We start from the raw sequence: 20498 nt of genomic DNA on the forward strand, positions 1-20498 counted from the left end.
ATGCCCCATGCATGCGAGCAAAATGCGGACCCGCCTGCCTTGTTCTGCCTCAAGGTTCAATTTCAGACGCGGATTGGACCGCAGCGGCCGCATGACGCCTCAGCCGAGCCGCATATGACGCCGCGCAAGCACCAAGCTGGCCAGAAGCCCGACACCAGCATAGCAAATAAGCACGAAAAGCGCAGGCGCCAGTTCGCCGAATGCGGCGCCCCGCCACAGGCTGTCCTGATAGGCCTCGATCACCCAGGCATTGGGGGTGATCCAGCCGACGCTTTGCAGCCAGCCGGGCATGAGGAAGCGCGGCACCATGCTGCCCCCGATGGCCGAAAGCATCAGTACGGCGAAGGTGGAGAGCGTCTGCGCCTGCTGACGCGTGCGCGCCGCGGAGGCGAGGGCGAGGGCGAGGCTGGAGGTGGCTGCCGCCGCGGCGACCGTGGTGGCGAGCCAGGTGGCGAAATGCGGCAGCACCGCCACCCCGTAAACCAGGCCGGCGACGGCGAACAGAAGCGCCACCTGCAACACCCCTTGCAGGGTGATGAAGGCGAACTTGCCGAGCACCATCACGCTGGTTCCGCCGGGTATCATGATGATGCGGTCGAAGATGCCGGAACGGCGCTCTTCCACCAGGGAGGCCGCCCCCTGCACCGAAGAGAACAGCAGGAACAGCACAGCGATGGCGCCGGCATAATAGGTGACGGTCGGCAGCGCTTTCAGCGAATCCACGGTCTGGCGGGCAAAAAAGTCTCCGGCGCGCACCTTTTCACCCCTGGCTGCGCTTTCCGCGGTTGCTTGCAGGACGAGGTCGAATTGCTCGGTCTGCTCGGGGGTGAATTTGCCGACGATGGACTGCATCTGCGCGCTGAGGCGCTTCAGCCCGATCTGCGGCAGGCGCTCGGAAATAACCTCCTGCACATGGGCCATGAGCAATCCCGCCGCAGCCGCCCGGCCGGGATCGGCGAGGATCAAGAGCGGCGCCGCATCGCCGCCCGCCGAAGGGTCGGAGACGATGACCAGCCCGGCATCGGCGGTGCCCGAGCGCACCGCATCGCGGACGGCGGCCTCGTCTTTGACCGGGATCGCCTTTACCAGCGGGGCGTTGTGGAGCGACACGAACAGCGCATGGCCGCCTTCGCTGCCGGAAGCGTCGGCGAGCGCAGCCTTCACCGGCGCGTCGTCGCCGCTCACCCCGGTAAAGACTGCCGCGAACACCAGGAACATCAGCGGCGGCAGGAGGAAAGTCATCACCAGCGCGCCCTTGTCGCGCAGCAAGGTGAGGCCCATGGCCTTCATGATCGCACAGATCATCGTGCCGCCTCGGCGAGCACGTCGGCATAAAGTGCAGCAAGGTCGGGCTCGCGCACGGAGACTTCGCGCGGCATCATGTGGCGCTGCTCGAGGGTGAGCAGGAGATCGGCGAGCGCTCCCGTGCCCGCCGCAAGGCCGCCGGAGAAGCTGGTGCCGGTCGCATCGCTCCGCAGGGCGAGGGCGGAGAGATGGGCGCGGGTGTCGTCGTCGGGCGGGTGCGCCCAGCGCAGTTCCACCCGCCGCGCCCCGCCGAAGCGCCGCGCCACGAGGGCGTGCATCGGCCCCTCCAGGGCCACATGGCCGTTGACGAGAATCGCGACCCGGTCCGCCACCGCCGCCGCCTGCTCCAGGTCGTGGGTCACGATCAGCACCGCGAGGCCGCCGGCCGCGAGCGCGCGCAGAAGATCGGCGAAGCCCGCGAGCGCTTCGCGGTCGACGCCCACCGTCGGCTCGTCCAGCACCAGCAGCGCCGGTTCACCCACCAGCGCGGCGGCGATATTGGCCCGGCGCTTCCAGCCTCCGGACAGACGGTCGATGCGCTCGTTCGCCCGCGCGGCCACTCCGGCAGCTTCCATGACGGCACCAACCCGCCCCGTGATGACGGCGCGCGGCATGCCGGCGAGGCGCGCGAATATGTCCAGGTTTTCCCGCACCGTGAGGCTCGGATACAGCGCGAGTTCCTGCGGCACGAGGCCGATGCGCCGGCGCGCCGCGCTCAGATGGGCGGCATGGCCCTTCACGCGGACGCTTCCATGATCGGGCCGCAGGCGCCCGCAGACGGCGCGGATCAGGGTCGTCTTGCCGGCGCCATTGGGCCCGAGCAGCACCGTGATTTCACCTGCCGAAACCGCAAGCGAAGCATCGCGCAGCACGGCGCGGGCGCCGTAGCTCGCGCTCACATGGGACATCTGCAGCACCGGCGCCCCGTGCGCGGCCGCCGGGGTCGGCTGGGCGGCGGGCCGTGACAGGGAGAGAAAACTCACGGCAAAGTGACGCCCGGCAGGCCGCCGAACGCGTGGCGCAGGAAGTCGCGCAGCGGATCGGCGCCCTCGCTGCGGCGGGACATGCGATCGGACGCGTCCGCCGCGCCGCGCAGATGGCTATCCAGCAAGCCCGCAGCCCGCGAGGCGCCGAGCGAGGCGACAACCGTGGCCTTGCCTTCGTCCTTGCCGACATCCTTGCCGAGCGCGGCGGCCGAGGATTGCACATCCAGCAGATCGTCGAGAATCTGGTAGGCGCGGCCCACGTGACTGGCGAAATCGCGCAGCGCCTCCCGATCTTCCGCGCGCGCCTCATGCACCAGGCTGGCGGCCTCCACGGCGGCGCTGAACAGCAGGCCGGTCTTGCGGCGGTTCACGTCCTCAGTGGCGGCAAGGCTGCGCCCCGGCACCGGGCGCAGGTCGTCGAACTGGCCGCCGCACAAGCCGAGGGAACCGACCGCATTGGTGTAGATGGCGAGGATCTCCGCCCGTGCCGGCGCCGGCACGGCGGCGGAAGCGGCGACCACGCCATACGCGCGGGTCAGCAAGGAAATGGCGGCCAGCACCGCCACATCCTCCCCGAATTGCACATGGGTCGCCGGCTGGTTCCGCCGCAGCTTTGCGTCGTCCATGCAGGGCAGATCGTCGATGATGAGGGATGCGGCGTGGATCATCTCCAGCGCGCAGCCGCAATCGAGCACCGCATGCTCGTCGGCGCCGAGGCGCAGCGCCGCCGACATGGCAAGCAGCGGCCGCAGCCGCTTGCCCGGCGCCAGCAGGATGTGACGCATGGCGGCGTGCAGCGTCGCGGGATTGGAGGCCGTGGTCGGCAACAGCAAGCCCAGGCGCCGGTCCACCACCGACCGCAGATAGCTCAGGTCGGGCGAGCGCTCGCTCGCGAGCGCCGTCGCGGCCCCGCCCTCGACGGCATGCAGCACTTCGCCGTCCCGGGATTTGCCGTGGGTCATCAGGCCGGCCCTTCCTCGCTCTTCCGCCCGCGTGGCCCCTGCGGGGCGGGCTCGGCAGATTCCATGCGCTTGCATGATGTTAGATCAGACCCTAGAACCCTTGAAGGCGGCTTGCTGTCAAGCAGAAGAGATTCACGCGATGAACGCGGAAAGCGAGATCCAGCGCCGCAAACAAGACCACATAGACATCGTGATGGCGGACGGCCGTGCCTTATCCAGTGCGAAAACCGGTTTTGAAAGCCTGATTTTCGAGCACTGCGCACTACCTGAACTGCATCTGGACGCTGTGGATCTCACAACGACGTTTCTCTCACGTCCGCTCGCGGCGCCTCTGCTTATTTCTTCGATGACCGGCGGGCCGGCGGCGGCGGGGTTGATCAATCGCCATCTGGCGGAAGCGGCGCAGCATCTGCGCATCGCCCTTGGCGTCGGTTCTCAGCGCGTGGTGCTGGAGGGCGGGGCGGCGGCCGGGCTCGATTCCGGCTTGCGCCGGATCGCGCCGGACATTCCCTTGTTCGCCAATCTCGGCGCGGCCCAGCTCGCGCGCGGCTACGGGCTCGACGAGGCGCGGCGGGCGGTCGACATGGTGGAGGCGGATGCCCTGATCCTGCACATCAACCCGCTTCAGGAGGCGATCCAGGCCGGTGGCGATCGCGACTGGCGCGGCCTGCTGGAGCAGATCGGCGTGCTTGCGCGCACCCTTCCGGCTCCCGTGATTGTGAAGGAGGTGGGCTTCGGAATCGCCGCCGATCTCGCCCGCCGGCTTGTGGATAACGGCGTAGCCGCGATTGATGTCGCGGGTGCCGGCGGCACGAACTGGGCGCTTGTGGAAGGCGAACGCGGGACCGGCGCCCAGCGCGCCGTCGCCTCGGCCTTTTCCGGCTGGGGCATCCCAACCGCGCGCGCACTTACCGAAGTGCGCGCGGCGTGTCCGCAGGTGCCTCTGATCGCCTCTGGGGGGCTGAAGGACGGCGTGGACGTGGCGAAAGCGATTCGCCTTGGCGCCGATCTGGCCGGGCAGGCGGCGGGGGTATTGCCCTCCGCCGTATTGTCGAGCGAGGCAGTGGTGGCGCATTTCGAGGTGATCATTGCGCAATTACGCATCGCCTGCTTCTGCACGGGATCGCGCGACCTTGCCGCCCTGCGCACCGCGCGGCTTTTGCCGGCCGGTTAGCGCGCGGGCGGTCGCAGGCCTTCGTGTCACGGCATGTACTGGCCGCCGTTCACCTCCACAACCTGTCCGGTCACATAGCCGCTCGCCGCCGCCGAGGCGAGATACAGGAAGGTGCCGACGCATTCATCCGGCACGCCCAGCCGGCCCATGGGAATGGTGGCCTGCATGGCGCTCATCTGGGCCGGGGTGGAATAGCGATCGTGGAACGGGGTCTCGATCACGCCGGGAGAAACCGCATTCACACGGATTCCGGTCTGCGCCAGCTCCTTCGCCCAGCCGTGCGTGGCGGTGGAGATGAAGCCCTTGGCCGCAGCATAGAGCACTGATCCGCCAGCCCCGCCGTGGCGCGCGGCGATGGAAGACACATTGATGATCGCTCCGCCCCGCCCCTGGGCGAGCATCAGCTGCACCGCCTGGTGCATGAACGCCACCACGTGCCGCACGTTGAGATCAAGCACGGCGTCATAAAGCTCCTCGCTATAGTCGCCGATCGGCACGCGCTTCACGAGGCCACCGGCATTGTTCACCAGCACGTCGAGACCGCCGAAGGCCTCCAGCGTGGCGGCGAGGATGGCGGCGGGCGCCTCGCGGCGGGTGACGTCCCCGCCCACCAATACCGCTTCGCCACCAGCCGCGCGCACGCGCTCGGCCACCTGTTCGGCCTTGTCGCGGCTGGCGTTGTAATGCACCGCGACGCGCGCACCGCTGCGGCCGAAGCCTTCGGCGGCGGCGGCGCCGAGGCCGGTGCTGGCGCCGGTGATGAGCACCGCCTTGCCCTTGAGATCGGGGAAGAGGGGGAGGGCAAGCTGGGTCGCTGTCATGGAAAGCTCCTGAGGAAGGCGCCGGCGGACGCGGGCGCTGGGACTTGAGGGGCGTGCGAAACAGGCGGTCCGTGTGAGGCGGAGTGCGCCTTATGGGTTATGAGGCCCTTTTCTTGGCTGCGGTTGCCGCCTTGGCCCCGCGCGGGGGCGGCTCCGGGGGCTGCCGCTCGCAACGGGCCCGCATCTCGGGTTCGCTCGGTGCGGGCGGTGGCTCCGGGGGGAGCGGCGATTCCTCGAAATAGGTGGGATAGGCCTGCACCAGCGCCGCCACCGAAGGCAGCACCGTGCCGAGATGGGCGAGCATCGCCTTTTCCGCCGCGTCGGGGTCGCCGGAGGCGATGGCCTCGACAATGGCGGCGTGGTCGGCCAAGACCGCCGCTCGGCGCCCCGGCTGGGGCAGGGTGAGGATGCGGCAGCGGTCCACATGGGCCTTCTCTTGCCGCACCACGCGCCACAGATTGGGATGGCCCGCGATCTCCGAAATCGTCTGGTGGAATATTTCGTCGGCGGCGTGGAAGGCGGCGAGGCGGCCCGCTTCGTGCAACGCATGCTGCTCCACGAGCAGACCACGCAGGGCGGCGATATCCTCCCCGCTGGCACAGGGCGCGGCCGCTCGGACGGCTGCGCGCTCCAACGCCTCGCGGATCATCATGGCATCGCGCATGGCGGGAATGGAGATGCGCGAGACGAAGGTGCCGTATTGGGGAAAGATATCCACCAGCCGCTCGTCCGCCAGCTTCAGCAGAGCTTCGCGCACCGGCGTGCGGCTGACCCCGCAGGCAAGCGCGATCTGCTTTTCCTGGAGCAATGCGCCGGGGGGAATGTCCATGCCGACGATCTGCTCGCGCAGAAGGCCATGAATGCGCGCCGAAGCGGGGATCGCCCGCAGGCTTTTGCCCGGCCCGGCGGATCTCATGCCCTTTTGCCGCGTGGTGCCGCGCGCCGTGGCCACTTTGCGTCCTCCCCCGAGACCAAGCGGCTTTCCCGGAGGCATCCAGGGGCCGTTTTCTCCCCCTAATATATTAGCATATTATCCTGTCAACACCGCCGCCGCGCAGTGCGGCAGGGGCGTTCCGAGCGGGCTTTTGCGCGCCGCCGCCAATTATGTGCACGAGACTGCGCAGGCGGTGGATGAGCGCGGGTCGACGCGCTAAAACGTTTTAAATCATTGAAGGACCGTGACGGGGCGTTCCATGGCTCCGGTCCGCAAGGAGCGTATCATGTCGCAAGAAAAAGGGGCGGTGTTCGCCTTTGCCGCGCAAGTTCCGGTCGAGGTGGTGGACGATATCGTCCAGCGCCAGATCCTCACCTATAACGACGAGATCATGGTGGTGCGGGTGCTCTTCACCAAGCCCGGTCCGGGCGGGGTGGCGCACAGCCATCCCCATGTGCAGGTGACCAGCGTGGAAAGCGGCGTGTTTGAGATCACCATCGGCGGACGGACCGCGCGGCTTTCCGCCGGTGACAGCTTCTATGTGCCGTCGGACGTGCACCATGGCGCCGTCTGCATCGAACCTGGCGTCTTGATCGACGTGTTTACCCCCATGCGAGCGGATTTCGTCGCCGCCTGAGGCATCCGCATGGCGTGGAAGCGGCGGCTAGTCCTGAGAGACGGCGCGCGTGAGCGCCGCCTCCAGTGTGGCCGGCTCGCCGGTGATGCGGAACAGCTTCAGCCGCGCGGTTGCCCCCGATACCAATGCGACCCGCGAGGCGGCGACACCGGCCGCCTTGGCCAGCACCCGCGCCACGGCTTCCGTCGCCGCGCCATCTTCGGGAGCGGCGCGCACGCGGATTTTCAGCACGTCCCGCCCATCGGAGAGCTGCACGACCCCATCCAGCGCGTCGCGGCCGCCCTTGGGCGTGGCGCGGACACTCACGTCCAGTCCGCCGGCATGGGCCTGGAAGAAGGCCACGGCGGTTAAAAGACGTAGGGATAGATATAAAGCCCGATCACCCGCTCAATGAAGAAGATGAGGAGAATGAGCACCATCGGTGAAAGGTCGAGCCCGCCCAGGGAGGGCAGAATGCTGCGCAGCGGCGCAAGCAGCGGTTCTGTGATGCGGTAGATGAACTCGCCGACGGTGCGAACCACGGGATTATAGGCGTTCACCACGTTGAAGGCGAGCAGCCATGACAGCACCGCGGCGATGATGAGCACCCAGGTGTAGAGTTGCAGAACAATCAGGATCACGTCGAGAAGGGCGCGCATCTTGGGACAATTCCTCGCGGCGGCAGGTTCAGGGGAGAAATAGCCAAGCCGGCGCCGCTTGAACAGGGCGTTCCGTCTGCCGAACGGTCAATAGCGCGTTTGTGGCGCACGATGGCGCGCCGCCGTGTTTCTGCACAACGCAAAAAGCCGCCCGGGGGGCGGCCTTTTGTCTTGGTGCGGGGCGCTTGAACGGCACGCGGCCGGGCAATGATATCGCCCGGCCGCGTGTCACCAAACGGTTGGAATCAGAGGTTGCGGTTGACGGTGTCCTTCACCGCATCCTTGGCCTTGCCCATGGCCTGCTGGCCTTCGCCCTTGATCTCTTGGGCCTTGCCCTCGACCTGCATCTTGTCGTTTCCGACCGCCTTGCCGATGCCCTGCTTGGCATTGCCGATGGCTTCGTTGGTGGTGCCCTTGATCTTGTCGCTGGTGCTGCCCATAGGATATTCCTTTCGACTTGGTGAACTTGCCTAAACAACGGTTGACGAGGGCTAGCGTTCCCGGCCCTGGAAAAATTAAGCGGCACCGATGCCCTGAACGCATGGCCCGACGGGCAGCCCTCGCTTCGAAAGAATTCCGTTCAGCCTAAATTCGCTCTAAGAGAGCGGTCACAATGTTGCGCAGGACACCCCTGACGCGGATATAAAAGGTAAGAGGACATGCCTGCCTATCGTTCCCGCACCTCCACCCACGGCCGCAACATGGCCGGCGCACGGGGCCTCTGGCGCGCCACCGGCATGAAGGACGGCGATTTCGGCAAGCCCATCATCGCGGTGGTGAACTCGTTCACGCAGTTCGTGCCCGGCCACGTCCATCTGAAGGACCTCGGCCAGCTGGTGGCGCGCGAGATCGAGAAGGCCGGCGGCGTCGCCAAGGAATTCAACACCATCGCGGTGGATGACGGCATCGCCATGGGCCATGACGGCATGCTCTATTCCCTGCCTTCGCGCGAGATCATCGCCGACAGCGTGGAATATATGGTCAATGCGCATTGCGCGGATGCGATGGTCTGCATCTCCAATTGCGACAAGATCACCCCCGGCATGCTGATGGCCGCCATGCGCCTCAACATCCCCGTGGTGTTCGTCTCCGGCGGCCCCATGGAGGCCGGCAAGGTGATCCTCTCCAACGGCGAGAAGAAGTCGGTCGACCTGATCGACGCCATGGTCTACGCCGCCGACAGCCGCGTCTCCGATGAGGACGTGAAGGTGATGGAGCGCTCCGCGTGCCCCACCTGCGGCTCCTGCTCGGGCATGTTCACCGCCAATTCCATGAACTGCCTCACCGAAGCGCTGGGCCTGGCGCTGCCGGGCAACGGCTCCGTGCTCGCCACCCACTCCGACCGCGAGCGCCTGTTCGTGGAGGCCGGCCATCTCATCGTCGATCTCGCGCGCCGCTATTACGAGCAGGAGGATGCGAGCGTCCTGCCGCGCAACATCGCCACCTTCAAGGCGTTCGAGAATGCCATGACGCTGGACATCTCCATGGGCGGCTCCACCAATACTGTGCTGCATCTGCTCGCCGCCGCCAATGAAGGCGAGGTGCCCTTCACCATGGCCGACATCGACCGCCTCTCGCGCGGCGTTCCGGTGCTGTGCAAGGTCGCCCCGGCGGTCGCCAATATCCATGTGGAGGATGTGCACCGCGCCGGCGGCATCATGGCCATTCTCGGCGAACTGGATCGCGCCGGCCTGATCCACACCGACCAGGCCACCGTGCATGCGCCCACCATCGGCGATGCGCTGGACCGCTGGGACGTGATGCGCACCTCCTCCGAGAGCGTGCAGACCTTCTATCGCGCCGCGCCCGGCGGCGTGCCGACCCAGGTGGCATTCAGTCAGTCGCGCCGCTGGGATGATCTCGACATCGACCGGGAAAAGGGTGTGATCCGCGATTTCGCCCACGCTTATTCCAAGGATGGCGGCCTTGCGGTGCTGTATGGCAACATCGCGGAAGAGGGCTGCATCGTGAAGACGGCCGGCGTGGATGCCGCCTCGCTCACCTTTTCCGGCCCGGCGCGCATCTTCGAGAGCCAGGATGCGGCGGTGGAAGCCATTCTCGCCAACGGCAAGGTGGTCGCCGGCGATATCGTGCTGATCCGCTATGAGGGGCCGCGTGGCGGGCCGGGCATGCAGGAGATGCTCTATCCCACCTCCTACCTGAAGTCGAAGGGCCTCGGGAAGGTGTGCGCGCTGGTCACCGACGGGCGCTTCTCCGGTGGCTCCTCGGGCCTGTCCATCGGCCATGTCTCCCCGGAAGCGGCCGAGGGCGGCGCCATCGGCCTGGTCGAGGAAGGCGATATCATCGAGATCGACATCCCCAACCGCCGCATCCATCTCTCGGTTTCGGACGAGGTGATCGCCCATCGCCGCGCGGCCATGGAGGCGAAGGGCGATGCCGCCTGGAAGCCGGCGGCCCGCACCCGCGTCGTTTCCCAGGCGCTCCAGGCCTATGCGGCGCTCACCACATCGGCCGCGCGCGGAGCGGTGCGCGACGTGAAGGCGCTGCGCCGCTGAGCAGCGGCGCGCCATGCCCCGCGCGGCTGTAGCATTCCTCGGGGCGCTCGTCGGTGTCCTGGTCGGTTCGGCCGCTGCTTGGGGCGCCGTGGAATGCCCCGCATCCATGGACGGTCATCCGCTGGAGCGGGTGTCCGTTTTCGATGGGCCGCCTTCCGAGATGGTGGACCTGCGCCCGGACGGGCGCGGGCGCACCGATGTGTGGGCGGACCTCGACAAGAGCGACCGTCCCGCCACCCTGGTCTGCCGCTACAAAAACGTCAGCCGGACCTTCGAGTTTGTCCTGGCGGCCGGTACCCGCACCTGCGAAGGCGTGCGCAGGGCGGACGAGACCTATCGCAGCATCGTCTGCCGTTAGACCTGCATCCGCCCATATTCAATAAAGTGGAGCGCTCGTGATGGACATGGCTCACCGGCAGGTGAGGCGGCCGTCCATATTGGCGATGTCGCGCCCGGCGCTGCACCAGCTCGCGGCGGTGGTGGCATCCACCCAGCGGCCGCGCGAATCCTGGCAGGTGGCCTTCAGCCAGCCGGCCACCATGCGGATGTCCCGGCACGTGGCCATGTAGGATCCATAGGGGATCTTCTCCCCATAGCTGGAGGGTGCGGAGGGGCTGCCGTAGCCGGCGGACGCGGCCTTGCAGACCAAGCTTCCGTTTTGGTTCGCGATGTCGTTGCCGGGCGGACACCACCCCGGCACGGTGCTGGCTTCCGCCCAGCCGCCATAGCCATTCTGGCAGGTGGCCTTCAGCCAGCCGCCCTCTTCGCGCACATTCGCGCAGGTGGCGAGATAGCTGCCCTGGCGAACTTGCGCGAGGGCCGGACCCGCCGCAAGCGCGACGAGCAGGATCGCGGCGGAGAAAAGCCGCACAAGCATCGGCATGTCTGCGTCCTTTTATCCAGAGCCCAGGCCGGCCGGCGCGCATGGCGCGCTGGCCGAAACCCGCGTGGCGAAACTAGCGGCAGGCGAACTGCCCGTTGATGTTGGCGATGTCGCGGCCCCGGCACAGGCTTGGGAAAATGCTGGTTTCGCGCCACCGGCCCCGTTGGTCGCGGCAGAGGGCATTCAGGGTGCCACCGGCCATGTTCACGTCGCGACACGAGGCCAGATAGGAGCCCTGCGGCACCGGGCCGGGGCCACGGCCGCCGCCATTGTAGCCGGGCCCGGGATTATAGCCCGGCCCGGGATTGTAGCCGGGTGCGGGACGGTAACCGGGACTATAGCCCGGTCCCGGAGCGGGACCCGGGCCGCCACCATTTCTGACGCGGCAAGTGAGCGTCCCATTGGAATTGGCGATGTCCGAGCCCGGCACGCACCCTCCCACCATGAGAAACGCGGGAACGGACACGCCGAGCTGGTTGCGGCAGAAGGCGGTCAGCATGCCGTTGGCGAACTTCGCCTTCTGGCAGGAATACAGGTAGCTGCCCGGAGGCACCTGCTGGGCCTCAGCCAAAGTGGAGAAAGCCGAAAGGCCGAGAAGCCCCACCGCAATACCGAAAATCTTCGCGCGCACCCGCATGATTCCTCACATTCCCATCAATCGCCATGGTCGTCCGATAAGACCACCGGCGGCCCGAGCTTGCGGCCCGCCAGCATCTTCAACGATCGGCCTCCGCTCCCGTGCGTTTCACACCAAGATTCGGCGTTGCGACAGTGCGAAGTCCATCATTCCGATGAAATATTACACGGGCCTGACAGGGGGATGGAAAATCTTGCTTCGCGCGCGAATGGCGCAAGGCTGTGGCGATCCTGCCGCGCCGATCCCCGGCTTGTTCCGGACGGCCGCCGCGTCCTCGGGGCCATTGGACGGCGGGCGCTGCGTCGGCTAGAAGCCGTCAGCTCCCGTCAATCCGAAAAGCCGCATCCATGACCATCCGCCTGCATCGCGGTGACCTGCCGGACGCGTTCCGTCCCGCCGCCACCGTCGCCATAGACACCGAGACGCTGGGTCTCAATCCGCATCGCGACCGGCTGTGCCTCGTGCAACTGTCGAACGGCGACGGCAGCGCCGATTTGGTGCAGATCCCGGCCGGTGCCAGCGCCGCGAGCGCGCCCAATCTGGTACGGCTGCTGAGCGATCCGGCGGTGGTGAAGCTGTTCCACTTCGGCCGTTTCGACATCGCGGTGCTGAAGCACACGTTCGGCGTCACCACCGCCCCGGTGTTCTGCACCAAGATCGCCTCGCGCCTCGTGCGCACCTATACCGACCGGCATGGCCTGAAGGATCTGGTGCGCGAGCTGGTGGGCGTGGATCTCTCCAAGCAGCAGCAGAGCTCCGACTGGGCCGCGGCCGAACTCACGGAAGCGCAGATGGCCTATGCCGCCTCAGACGTGCTGTATCTGCACGCCTGCAAGGCGAAGCTGGAGGCCATGCTGGCGCGCGACGGCCGGGCGGATCTGGCGCAGGCCTGCTTCACCTTCCTGCCGACCCGCGCCGCGCTCGATCTCGCCGGCTGGGCCGAAGAGGACATTTTCTCCCATTCCTGACGTCGTGGAATGGTTCGCCTGCCTTGCCGGCACCCCATTGCGCCCCCATATGGGGCGCGCGAAGCGGGGGGCTTTCGCGGCATCCCGGCGGATGTTTGGCACTGGGCGCCGGTCGCTGCGGCGGGGGTATGCCGTTCGTTTGCCGGCCGGTTAGAATGCGAGACATGAGCGAACAGCCAACGCCCCACGGCCGCGTGCCGCCGCAGATCAGCACCTACGGGGCGCGCGCCCTGCCGGACTACAGCCGCGCCCAGCGCCATAGCGCTTTCGTGCGGTTCGTGAAGCGCGCCTTGCCCGTGGGCCTCATCGCCGCGCTGGCGGCGATGATCGCTTTTCCCCTGATTGCCCAGCTGGGCATGAAGATCGACCTGCCGTTCGAGGTGGGCACCCTGCATCTGAGCGGCACCCGCCTGACGATGGAAAAGCCGAAGCTCTCTGGATTCACCGACGACAATCGCGCTTATAGCGTCAATGCCGCCACCGCCTCGCAAGATCTGACCAATACCGACGTTCTGGACCTCACCCAGGTTTCCGCCCGCATGGAGCTTGCGAACAAGGGCTGGGCGACGGTGAAGTCGGCGACTGGCACGGTGGATGTGAAGCGGCAGTTCATCACGCTGCGCGGCGGGGTGGACCTTGCCACCAATGGCGGCTATGCCGGATTGCTCAAGGATGCGGACGTGGACGCGAAAGCCGGCTCGCTGACAACCGACAAGCCGGTGTTGCTCACCTATATGGACGGGCGGCTGGTCGCCGACAGCATGAAGGTGTTTGACCGCGGCACCCGGGCCTTTTTTGAAGGGAATGTGCAATTGGATTTCCGCCTGGCCAATCTGTCCAATCCCGCAGCGCCGGGAGCGCCGGCTGGCGCGTCTCCCGCTGCCGCGCCCGCGCCCGCATCTGCTCCCGCTGTTACCCCCGCCCCCTCTGTAGCGACCCAGAAGCGATGATCCGCACCCGTCTTTTCGGCTTCATTGTCGCGGCCGCGACATGCGCAGCCACGCTGTTGACGCAATCTCAGATTGTGCTTGCGCAAGGCAGCAATGTTCCCAATGCGCTCCAGGGCTTCGCCAAGAATCGCGACGAGCCGGTGCGGATCAATTCCAACACGCTGGAAGTGCGTGACAAGGAAAAGACCGCCGTGTTCGCCGGAAATGTCGTGGTTACCCAAGGCGATACGACCCTGAGAAGCCCGCAATTGTTGGTTTTCTACGATGGCTCGGCAGCGCCCGCGGACGGCCAGCCGAGCAAGTCGAACCAGATTCGCCGGCTTGAGGCGACCGGCGGCGTGGTGGTGCAAACCAAGGACCAGACCGCCACCGGCGATATCGGCGTGTTCGACGTGAAGAGCAACACCGTCACGCTGACCGGCAAGCCGGTGATCCTGACCCAGGGGCCCAATGTCATCCGGGGACAGAAGCTGACGGTCGATTTGACGACAGGCGTGTCGCGTTTCGAGGGTGGGCGCGTGGAAAGCCTGATCCTGCCCGGCAGCGTCAAACAGGAAACGCCAGCTGCGCCAAAGCGTTAAGGGTTTGGGGTCAGGAATTTCCATCATTTTGGCGCAAGTTTCGTTCGCGGCCTGAATTTTGCATGTTGCATTGCGGCGCTGACGGGAGAAGACTAGCCGGGTCGGAGGGGCTCCGTCTCGGAGGTATCGGGTGAACGTCTTTTCCATGTTCGGCAAAAGCAGGCAGCGCCCTGCCCAGCAGGCGGACCAGCACCACGGGTCCGATGCGCCGTACGACACGATTGAGGCCGACGAGGAGGCCGCGTGGGACGACGAAGTCGTTCTCGACGAGGCCTATGCCGCCACCGCCGCCCCGGCCGTCGATGCCGAGGATGAGGCGAGCGCCCATCTCGGTTACGGAACCCCCCACGCGGATCAAGTGCAGCATTCCCTCGCCGCATTCGGCCTCGCCAAATCCTATGGTGGGCGCAAGGTGGTGCGGGATGTCAGCGTACATGTGCGGCGCGGCGAGGCGGTGGGCCTGCTCGGCCCCAACGGCGCCGGCAAGACCACCGTCTTCTATATGATCACCGGCCTGGTGAAGGCCGATGCCGGCCGCATCGAGCTGGAAGGTCATGATGTGACCCCCATGCCCATGTACCGCCGCGCCCGGCTTGGCATCGGCTATCTGCCGCAGGAAGCCTCGATCTTTCGCGGCCTGTCGGTGGAGGACAATATCCGCGCCGTGCTCGAGGTCACCGAGCCCAACCGCAAGCTGTGGCGGGAGGAGACGGACAAGCTGCTGGAAGAGTTCAAGATCACCCATGTGCGCAAGTCGCCCTCGATCGCGCTTTCGGGCGGCGAGCGGCGGCGCCTTGAAATCGCGCGTGCTCTCGCGAGCCGGCCCGCCTTCATGCTGCTGGACGAGCCGTTCGCGGGCATTGATCCCATCGCGGTGGGCGACATCCAGGCCCTGGTGCGGCATCTCACGACACGCGGCATCGGGGTGCTGATCACCGACCACAACGTGCGCGAGACCCTGGGCCTGATCGACCGCGCCTACATCATCCACACCGGCTCGGTGCTGATGGAGGGCGATCCGGATTCCATCGTCAACAGCCCCGAGGTGCGCCGGCTCTATCTCGGCGAGGAGTTCCGCCTGTGAACCGCTCGCACCCCATGCCTGAACCCGAGGCGCCGGGCGGCGCCCGCCGCAGCGGGGAGTGCGGCTGATGGCCCTCTCGGCGCGACTGGAATTCCGGCAGAGTCAGTCGCTGGTGATGACGCCGCAGCTGATGCAAGCCATCAAGCTGCTGCAATTGTCCAACCTGGAACTGACCGCCTATGTGGAGGCGGAGCTGGAGCGCAACCCGCTGCTGGAGCGCGTCGCGGAGCCGGAAGGCGGTGCCGCAGAGCCGGCACCGGAGGCGCCCGCCGCGGCGGCCGCCGAGGAGCGCGAAATTCCGGTTTCGGGGGATTTCCTGGACGGTGACGCCGAGCCGAGCCGCGCGAAGATGGAGGACCATCTCGACACCGACCTCGGCAATGTGTTCCCCGATGACGTTCCCGCCGAGCGCGGCGTGGGGACGGGCTCCTCCAGCGCGGTGGAATGGGGCAGTGGCGGCGGCGGCGAGCGGGGCGAGGACTATAATCCAGAAGCCTTCCTCGCCAGCGAGAGCACGCTTGCGGACCATTTGGAGGCGCAGCTTTCGCTGGCCGAGACCGATCCCGTGCGGCGCATCATCGGCCTCAACCTCATCGGCATGATCGACGAGACCGGCTATCTGGTGGGGGACATCGCCGCGCTGGCCGAGCAGATGAAGGTGTCGCTGGAAGAGGTGGAAAGCGTGCTCCGCCTGATCCAGACCTTCGAGCCCACCGGCGTCGGCGCGCGCACCCTCTCGGAATGCCTGGCGCTGCAATTGCGTGAGCGCAACCGCTGCGATCCCGCCATGGAGGCGCTGCTCGCCAATCTCGAACTGCTCGCGCGTCACGATCGCAACGCGCTCAAGCGCATCTGCGGGGTGGATTCGGAAGACCTGGCGGAGATGATCGGCGAGATCCGCGCGCTCGATCCCAAGCCGGGCCTGATCTTCGGCAGCGGCGTGCTGCACCCGCTGGTGCCCGACGTGTTCGTGAAGGAGGCGTCCGACGGTTCCTGGCTGGTGGAGCTGAATTCCGACACCTTGCCGCGCGTGCTGGTGAACCAGACCTATCATGCCTCCGTGGCCAAGGCGGTCCGCTCCTCGGAGGAGAAGACATTCCTCGCGGAGTGCCTGCAAAGCGCCGGATGGCTGACGCGCTCGCTGGACCAGCGCGCACGCACCATCCTGAAGGTGGCAAGCGAGATCGTGCGCCAGCAGGACGCCTTCCTGGTGCATGGCGTGCGCCATCTGCGCCCGCTGAACCTGCGCACCGTGGCCGATGCCATCGGCATGCACGAATCCACGGTCTCGCGCGTGACGTCGAACAAATACATCTCCACCCCGCGCGGCGTGCTGGAGCTGAAATTCTTCTTCTCCTCCTCCATCAACGCCTCGGGCGGGGGGGAGGCGCATTCGGCCGAAGCGGTACGCCATCGCATCAAGAGCCTGATCGACGCGGAAAGCGCGAGCGACGTGCTCTCCGACGATACCCTGGTTCAGAAGCTGAAGACCGATGGCATCGATATCGCTCGCCGGACGGTTGCAAAATATCGCGAGAGCATGAACATCGCCTCCTCGGTTCAGCGCCGGCGCGAGAAGCAGGCGCAGCGCGCGGAGGCGTCCTACAGCTAGGGTCGGCCGGCGGGGTTGGCCGCGCATTGAAACCGCGATGGGCCTGGCCTCGGCGGAACAGATGTTCGCAGGGGCAATACTTTTACGGGAAAGACGTTCGACGCGGACCACATTGCCGCCCGCAAGACGTTCGACCCGCAAGACATAACAATGCCGCAACACGAATAAGCGCGGTTGGATGGGGGATATGCTTCAGGTCTGGGTCGTCGTTCTGGTCGCGCTTGGCTATATCGGTTTCCTGTTCGCCGTGGCGAGTTTCGGGGACCGGCGGCGGAGTCGCGCCGTGTCCGGCGCAACCGGGGCGGGAGGCGAGGCCCCAGGTTCGGCAGCGGGCGGCGGCCTGTTCCCGCCGCTGTGGCGGGGAAAGCCGCGGAGCGTGCGGCCCTTCATCTATTCCCTGTCGCTGGCGGTGTATTGCACCTCCTGGACCTTCTTCGGCTCGGTGGGGCTCGCCACCCTGCAGGGCTTCGACTTCCTGACCATTTATGTCGGTCCGATCCTTGTGATCGCCGTGTGCAGCCCGTTGCTGATCCGCGTCGTGGAACTGGCGAAGGCGCACAACATCACCTCGATCGCCGATTTCCTGGCGGCCCGCTACGGCAAGAACCAGGGCATCGCGGCGCTGGTTTCGGTGGTCGCGATCGTCGGCTCCATTCCCTATATCTCGCTCCAGCTGAAGGCGGTCTCGGCTTCGCTGCTGGCGGTCATGGGACCGCTCGGCACGGCGCCGCTGGCGCTGCCGGTGGGTGGGGACCTGGCGCTGTTCGTCGCCTTCGCCATGGCCGCCTTCGCGGTGCTGTTCGGCACGCGCCATACCGACGCGACCGAACATCAGGACGGGCTGATGCTGGCGGTGGCGACCGAATCCATCGTCAAGCTGGTGGCCTTTCTCACGGTCGGCTTCGCCGTCACCTTCGTCATTTTCGACGGGCCCATGGCGCTGTGGTACGCGGCCCGCGAAAGCGGCGTCACCGCGCCCTTCGAGCATGGGATTTCGCTGGAAAACTGGGTCACCATGACGGTGCTCTCGGCCGGCGCTTTCCTGCTGCTGCCGCGCCAATTCCATGTCGCGGTGGTGGAAAACAAGGGGGTGGCGGAAATCCGCCGGGCCCGCTGGCTGTTTCCGCTCTATCTCCTCCTCATCAACCTGTTCGTGGTGCCGATCGCGCTGGCGGGCATGACGCTGTTTCCGCTCGGCACGGTGGATCGCGACGTGTTCGTGCTCGCGGTGCCGCTGTCGGCGGGGCACGACTTTCTCGCGATGCTGGCGTTCGTTGGCGGCCTTTCGGCCGCCACCGCCATGGTGATCGTCGAGACCGTGGCGCTGTCGATCATGATCTCGAACGATCTCGTGATGCCGCTGCTGCTGCGACGCCGCGCGTCCGGCCACGCCGCGCAGCAATCGCCGCACGACATGGTGGGGGTGCTGCTGCTGGTGCGCCGCGCGGCCATCTTCGTGCTGCTGCTGCTGGTCTATCTCTATTATCGGACCACGGGCGACGTGCAGCTGGCGCAGATCGGCCTGCTTTCGTTCGCGGCGATCGCCCAGGTGGGGCCGGCGTTTGCCGCCGCCCTGTTCTGGCGCCGGGCGACCGCGGCGGGCGCGATCGCGGGTATCGTGGCGGGCATGGTGGTGTGGGTCTACACGCTGCTGGTGCCGAGCCTTGCCGACGCCGGGATGCTCTCGCAGGCGCTCATTGCCCGGGGGCCGTTCGATCTCGCCCTGCTGCGGCCCACCAGCCTGCTCGGGCTATCCGCCTCGCCGCTCGCCCATGGGGTCGCCTGGAGCCTCGGGCTGAACACGCTGCTGCTGTTCGTGGTGTCGCTGCTCACCAAGCCCTCGGCCATCGAGCAGGTGCAGGCCGGCCTGTTCATGGCGCGCGACCAGACGCTGGTGCGCCCCGCCTTCCGCCGCTGGCGCTCCTCGGTCACGGTGGAGGAATTGATCGCCACGGTTGCGCGCTATCTCGGCGAGGACCGCGCCCGCTCCGCCTTCGCCACGTTCGCTCGTGAACAGGGGCTGTCGCTGGAGCCCAAGCGCGAGGCCGATGCGCAATTGGTGCGGCAGACCGAGCATCTGCTTGCCTCCGCGATCGGCGCGGCGTCCTCGCGCCTGGTGCTCTCGCTTCTGCTGCGCAAGCGCGCGGTCTCAACCAAGGCCGCGCTGCGCCTGCTGGACGATGCCTCCGCTGCGATTCAATACAATCGGGAGTTGCTCCAGACCGCCATCGACCATGTGGGCCAGGGCATCGCCGTGTTCGATCGCGAATTGCGCCTGGTGTGCTGGAACCGCAGGTTTGGCGAAATGCTGGACCTGCCGCCGGAATGCTATGCGGTGGGCGTGCCGCTGCGCGAGATTCTCACCCATTCCCAGATGGAAGACGAGGACGCGCCGAGCGACCTCGACCATCGCCTGGTGCTTTATGCCGCCCAGAGCGGGCCCTGCCAGGAGCGGCTGCGCCACGGCGCCATGATGATCGAGGCGCGGTCCGATCCGCTCCCCGATGGCGGCATCGTCGTGACCTTCACCGACATCACCGCCTCTGTGCATGCCGAGATGGCCTTGGAGCGGGCCAATGAGACGCTGGAGCGGCGCGTACGCGAGCGCACCGAGGAATTGGAAGACCTCAACCAGGCGCTGGAAAAGGCCAAGGCCAATGCCGACGATGCCAACCTTTCCAAGACCCGGTTCCTCGCCGCCGCGAGCCACGACATCCTCCAGCCGCTGAATGCGGCGCGCCTCTATGTGACCAGTCTGGTGGAGCGCGCACGCGGCCCGGAGGAGGGGCGGCTTGCCGCCAATATTGATTCCTCGCTGGAGGCGGTGGAAGAGATCTTGGTCGCGCTGCTGGACATCTCGCGCCTCGACAGCGGCGCCATGCGCCCCGAGATCGCGGCGTTCCGCATCGGCGACGTGCTGAAGCAGCTGGAGCTGGAGTTCGCCCCGCTCGCCGCCGAGAAGCAGTTGAAGCTCACCTTCGTGCCGTCCTCGCTGGCCGTGCGCTCGGACCGGCGGCTGCTGCGGCGGCTGCTGCAGAACCTGATTTCCAACGCGATCAAATACACGCCCAAGGGGCGCGTCCTGGTGGGCTGCCGGCGGCGCAGGGGCAAGGTGCGGATCGAGGTGATCGACACCGGCCTCGGCATTCCGCGCACCAAGCACAAGCTGATCTTCCAGGAATTCCAGCGCCTCGACCAGGGTGCGCGCGAGGCGCGCGGGCTTGGCCTCGGCCTGTCCATCGTCGAGCGGATCGCCCGCGTGCTGGGCCATCCCGTGGCGATACGCTCGGCTGCCGGGCGCGGGTCGAGCTTCACGGTGGAATTGCCGGTGGCGGTGCCGCTGCCGGAAGAGGACGTCCAGCAATCGCGCCCCGCGCGCGCCACCGCGCCGCTCGACGGCTTGTGCATCCTCGCCATCGACAACGAGCCGGCCATCCTCGACGGCATGGAGCTGTTGCTCACCGGCTGGGGCTGCAAGGTCATCAAGGCCGGAGACGTGCAGACCGCGCTGCGCGAGGTGCGTGCCGCCAAGGCGCGGCCGGACGTATTCCTGATTGATTACCATCTCGACGGCGGCCACGGCATTGATGCCGTGATGAGCCTGCGCTGGAAGCTCGGCAAGATGCCGGCGATCCTGATCACCGCCGACCGCAGCCGCAAGGTGCGCGATGCCGCCGCGGCGGTGGACATGGCGGTGCTTCACAAGCCGTTGAAGCCGGCGGCGTTGCGCGCAATCCTCGCGCAATGGCGTTTGTCACGCGCCGCCGCAGAATAGATTTCATCCTTAATATTTGATGAATATCCCCAATG

At 66.9% G+C, this 20498-nt stretch carries 20 protein-coding genes; 10 read left to right on the forward strand and 10 right to left on the reverse strand.

Annotated elements, in window-relative coordinates; translation table 11 throughout:
- Positions 1-99: 99 nt before the first annotated feature.
- From V5F78_RS04315 to V5F78_RS04325, 3 genes are read right to left on the reverse strand one after another with little or no spacing between them, the layout of a single operon-like run.
- A complete protein-coding gene (locus tag V5F78_RS04315; protein WP_394066237.1) occupies positions 100-1305 on the reverse strand; it encodes an ABC transporter permease in 1206 nt (401 codons plus the stop codon).
- Positions 1302-2288, reverse strand: a complete 987-nt coding sequence (locus V5F78_RS04320) for an ABC transporter ATP-binding protein (RefSeq protein WP_394066235.1) — start codon at positions 2286-2288, stop codon at positions 1302-1304. The genes V5F78_RS04315 and V5F78_RS04320 overlap by 4 nt, the downstream gene beginning before the upstream one ends.
- Positions 2285-3253 carry a polyprenyl synthetase family protein gene (locus V5F78_RS04325; protein WP_394066233.1) on the reverse strand — a complete coding sequence of 323 codons (969 nt, stop codon included), beginning with the start codon at positions 3251-3253 and terminating at the stop codon, positions 2285-2287. The genes V5F78_RS04320 and V5F78_RS04325 overlap by 4 nt, the downstream gene beginning before the upstream one ends.
- 139 nt (positions 3254-3392) lie before the next feature.
- Between V5F78_RS04325 and fni the strand changes: the two genes are divergently transcribed.
- Positions 3393-4427, forward strand: a complete 1035-nt coding sequence (gene fni / locus V5F78_RS04330; protein ID WP_394066231.1) for a type 2 isopentenyl-diphosphate Delta-isomerase — start codon at positions 3393-3395, stop codon at positions 4425-4427.
- 26 nt (positions 4428-4453) lie between these two features.
- Here fni and V5F78_RS04335 read toward each other — a convergent pair whose 3' ends face one another.
- Entirely contained in the window at positions 4454-5248 is a 795-nt protein-coding gene (locus V5F78_RS04335; RefSeq protein ID WP_394066230.1) for an SDR family NAD(P)-dependent oxidoreductase, read from the reverse strand.
- A gap of 97 nt (positions 5249-5345) precedes the next feature.
- Positions 5346-6200 (reverse strand): GntR family transcriptional regulator, encoded by an 855-nt coding sequence (locus tag V5F78_RS04340; RefSeq protein WP_394066228.1) that lies wholly within the window; start codon positions 6198-6200, stop codon positions 5346-5348.
- Between the two features lie 268 nt (positions 6201-6468).
- Here V5F78_RS04340 and V5F78_RS04345 point away from each other — a divergent pair, with 268 nt between their 5' ends.
- Positions 6469-6819, forward strand: coding sequence for a cupin domain-containing protein (locus V5F78_RS04345; protein ID WP_394066226.1), 351 nt, complete (start codon positions 6469-6471; stop codon positions 6817-6819).
- A 27-nt stretch (positions 6820-6846) separates the two neighbouring features.
- On the opposite strand, the gene V5F78_RS04350 is transcribed toward V5F78_RS04345, so the two are convergent.
- The 3 genes from V5F78_RS04350 to V5F78_RS04360 all read right to left on the reverse strand — a co-directional run bounded on the left by V5F78_RS04350 (position 6847) and on the right by V5F78_RS04360 (position 7897).
- Positions 6847-7161, reverse strand: coding sequence for a DUF167 family protein (locus tag V5F78_RS04350; RefSeq protein ID WP_394066224.1), 315 nt, complete (start codon positions 7159-7161; stop codon positions 6847-6849).
- A gap of 5 nt (positions 7162-7166) precedes the next feature.
- On the reverse strand, positions 7167-7457 hold the full coding sequence (locus V5F78_RS04355) for a YggT family protein (RefSeq protein ID WP_394066222.1): 291 nt from the start codon (positions 7455-7457) through the stop codon (positions 7167-7169).
- Positions 7458-7702: 245 nt separating this feature from the next.
- The gene (locus V5F78_RS04360; RefSeq protein ID WP_394066221.1) at positions 7703-7897 is read right to left on the reverse strand and encodes a CsbD family protein; all 195 of its coding nucleotides are present in this window, start codon (positions 7895-7897) and stop codon (positions 7703-7705) included.
- A gap of 219 nt (positions 7898-8116) precedes the next feature.
- Between V5F78_RS04360 and ilvD the strand changes: the two genes are divergently transcribed.
- The gene (gene ilvD, locus V5F78_RS04365) at positions 8117-9973 is read left to right on the forward strand and encodes a dihydroxy-acid dehydratase (protein WP_394066220.1); all 1857 of its coding nucleotides are present in this window, start codon (positions 8117-8119) and stop codon (positions 9971-9973) included.
- A gap of 13 nt (positions 9974-9986) precedes the next feature.
- A complete protein-coding gene (locus V5F78_RS04370) occupies positions 9987-10331 on the forward strand; it encodes an STY0301 family protein (protein WP_394066218.1) in 345 nt (114 codons plus the stop codon).
- A gap of 51 nt (positions 10332-10382) precedes the next feature.
- On the opposite strand, the gene V5F78_RS04375 is transcribed toward V5F78_RS04370, so the two are convergent.
- On the reverse strand, positions 10383-10856 hold the full coding sequence (locus V5F78_RS04375) for a CVNH domain-containing protein (protein ID WP_394066216.1): 474 nt from the start codon (positions 10854-10856) through the stop codon (positions 10383-10385).
- A 73-nt stretch (positions 10857-10929) separates the two neighbouring features.
- Complete coding sequence (locus V5F78_RS04380; protein WP_394066214.1) at positions 10930-11487, reverse strand: hypothetical protein; 558 nt, start codon at positions 11485-11487, stop codon at positions 10930-10932.
- Positions 11488-11840: 353 nt separating this feature from the next.
- On the opposite strand from V5F78_RS04380, the gene V5F78_RS04385 reads away from it, so the two are divergent.
- The 6 genes from V5F78_RS04385 to V5F78_RS04410 all read left to right on the forward strand — a co-directional run bounded on the left by V5F78_RS04385 (position 11841) and on the right by V5F78_RS04410 (position 20463).
- Positions 11841-12461 carry a ribonuclease D gene (locus V5F78_RS04385; RefSeq protein ID WP_394066213.1) on the forward strand — a complete coding sequence of 207 codons (621 nt, stop codon included), beginning with the start codon at positions 11841-11843 and terminating at the stop codon, positions 12459-12461.
- A gap of 164 nt (positions 12462-12625) precedes the next feature.
- Entirely contained in the window at positions 12626-13411 is a 786-nt protein-coding gene (locus V5F78_RS04390; protein WP_394066211.1) for a hypothetical protein, read from the forward strand.
- A gap of 56 nt (positions 13412-13467) precedes the next feature.
- Positions 13468-13992, forward strand: a complete 525-nt coding sequence (locus tag V5F78_RS04395) for an LptA/OstA family protein (protein ID WP_394066210.1) — start codon at positions 13468-13470, stop codon at positions 13990-13992.
- A gap of 130 nt (positions 13993-14122) precedes the next feature.
- Positions 14123-15076: an LPS export ABC transporter ATP-binding protein gene (lptB, locus tag V5F78_RS04400; RefSeq protein WP_394066208.1), complete on the forward strand. Its 954-nt coding sequence runs from the start codon at positions 14123-14125 to the stop codon at positions 15074-15076.
- A gap of 67 nt (positions 15077-15143) precedes the next feature.
- Positions 15144-16688 carry an RNA polymerase factor sigma-54 gene (rpoN, locus tag V5F78_RS04405; RefSeq protein ID WP_394066207.1) on the forward strand — a complete coding sequence of 515 codons (1545 nt, stop codon included), beginning with the start codon at positions 15144-15146 and terminating at the stop codon, positions 16686-16688.
- Positions 16689-16875: 187 nt separating this feature from the next.
- On the forward strand, positions 16876-20463 hold the full coding sequence (locus V5F78_RS04410) for a hybrid sensor histidine kinase/response regulator (RefSeq protein WP_394066205.1): 3588 nt from the start codon (positions 16876-16878) through the stop codon (positions 20461-20463).
- The last annotated feature ends 35 nt before the right edge of the window (positions 20464-20498 follow it).

Source organism: Roseixanthobacter glucoisosaccharinicivorans (genome assembly GCF_043195095.2).
Taxonomy (GTDB): domain Bacteria; phylum Pseudomonadota; class Alphaproteobacteria; order Rhizobiales; family Xanthobacteraceae; genus NCEH01.

What these genes read in the sequence shown, in the direction of transcription:
- V5F78_RS04315 (WP_394066237.1), bottom strand. Translation starts at nt 1,305, where the DNA reads ATGATCTGTGCGATCATGAAGGCCATGGGCCTCACCTTGCTGCGCGAC.
- V5F78_RS04325 (WP_394066233.1), bottom strand. Translation starts at nt 3,253, where the DNA reads ATGACCCACGGCAAATCCCGGGACGGCGAAGTGCTGCATGCCGTCGAG.
- fni (WP_394066231.1), top strand. Translation starts at nt 3,393, where the DNA reads ATGAACGCGGAAAGCGAGATCCAGCGCCGCAAACAAGACCACATAGAC.
- V5F78_RS04335 (WP_394066230.1), bottom strand. Translation starts at nt 5,248, where the DNA reads ATGACAGCGACCCAGCTTGCCCTCCCCCTCTTCCCCGATCTCAAGGGC.
- V5F78_RS04345 (WP_394066226.1), top strand. Translation starts at nt 6,469, where the DNA reads ATGTCGCAAGAAAAAGGGGCGGTGTTCGCCTTTGCCGCGCAAGTTCCG.
- V5F78_RS04355 (WP_394066222.1), bottom strand. Translation starts at nt 7,457, where the DNA reads ATGCGCGCCCTTCTCGACGTGATCCTGATTGTTCTGCAACTCTACACC.
- V5F78_RS04360 (WP_394066221.1), bottom strand. Translation starts at nt 7,897, where the DNA reads ATGGGCAGCACCAGCGACAAGATCAAGGGCACCACCAACGAAGCCATC.
- ilvD (WP_394066220.1), top strand. Translation starts at nt 8,117, where the DNA reads ATGCCTGCCTATCGTTCCCGCACCTCCACCCACGGCCGCAACATGGCC.
- V5F78_RS04370 (WP_394066218.1), top strand. Translation starts at nt 9,987, where the DNA reads ATGCCCCGCGCGGCTGTAGCATTCCTCGGGGCGCTCGTCGGTGTCCTG.
- V5F78_RS04375 (WP_394066216.1), bottom strand. Translation starts at nt 10,856, where the DNA reads ATGCCGATGCTTGTGCGGCTTTTCTCCGCCGCGATCCTGCTCGTCGCG.
- V5F78_RS04385 (WP_394066213.1), top strand. Translation starts at nt 11,841, where the DNA reads ATGACCATCCGCCTGCATCGCGGTGACCTGCCGGACGCGTTCCGTCCC.
- V5F78_RS04390 (WP_394066211.1), top strand. Translation starts at nt 12,626, where the DNA reads ATGAGCGAACAGCCAACGCCCCACGGCCGCGTGCCGCCGCAGATCAGC.
- rpoN (WP_394066207.1), top strand. Translation starts at nt 15,144, where the DNA reads ATGGCCCTCTCGGCGCGACTGGAATTCCGGCAGAGTCAGTCGCTGGTG.
- V5F78_RS04410 (WP_394066205.1), top strand. Translation starts at nt 16,876, where the DNA reads ATGCTTCAGGTCTGGGTCGTCGTTCTGGTCGCGCTTGGCTATATCGGT.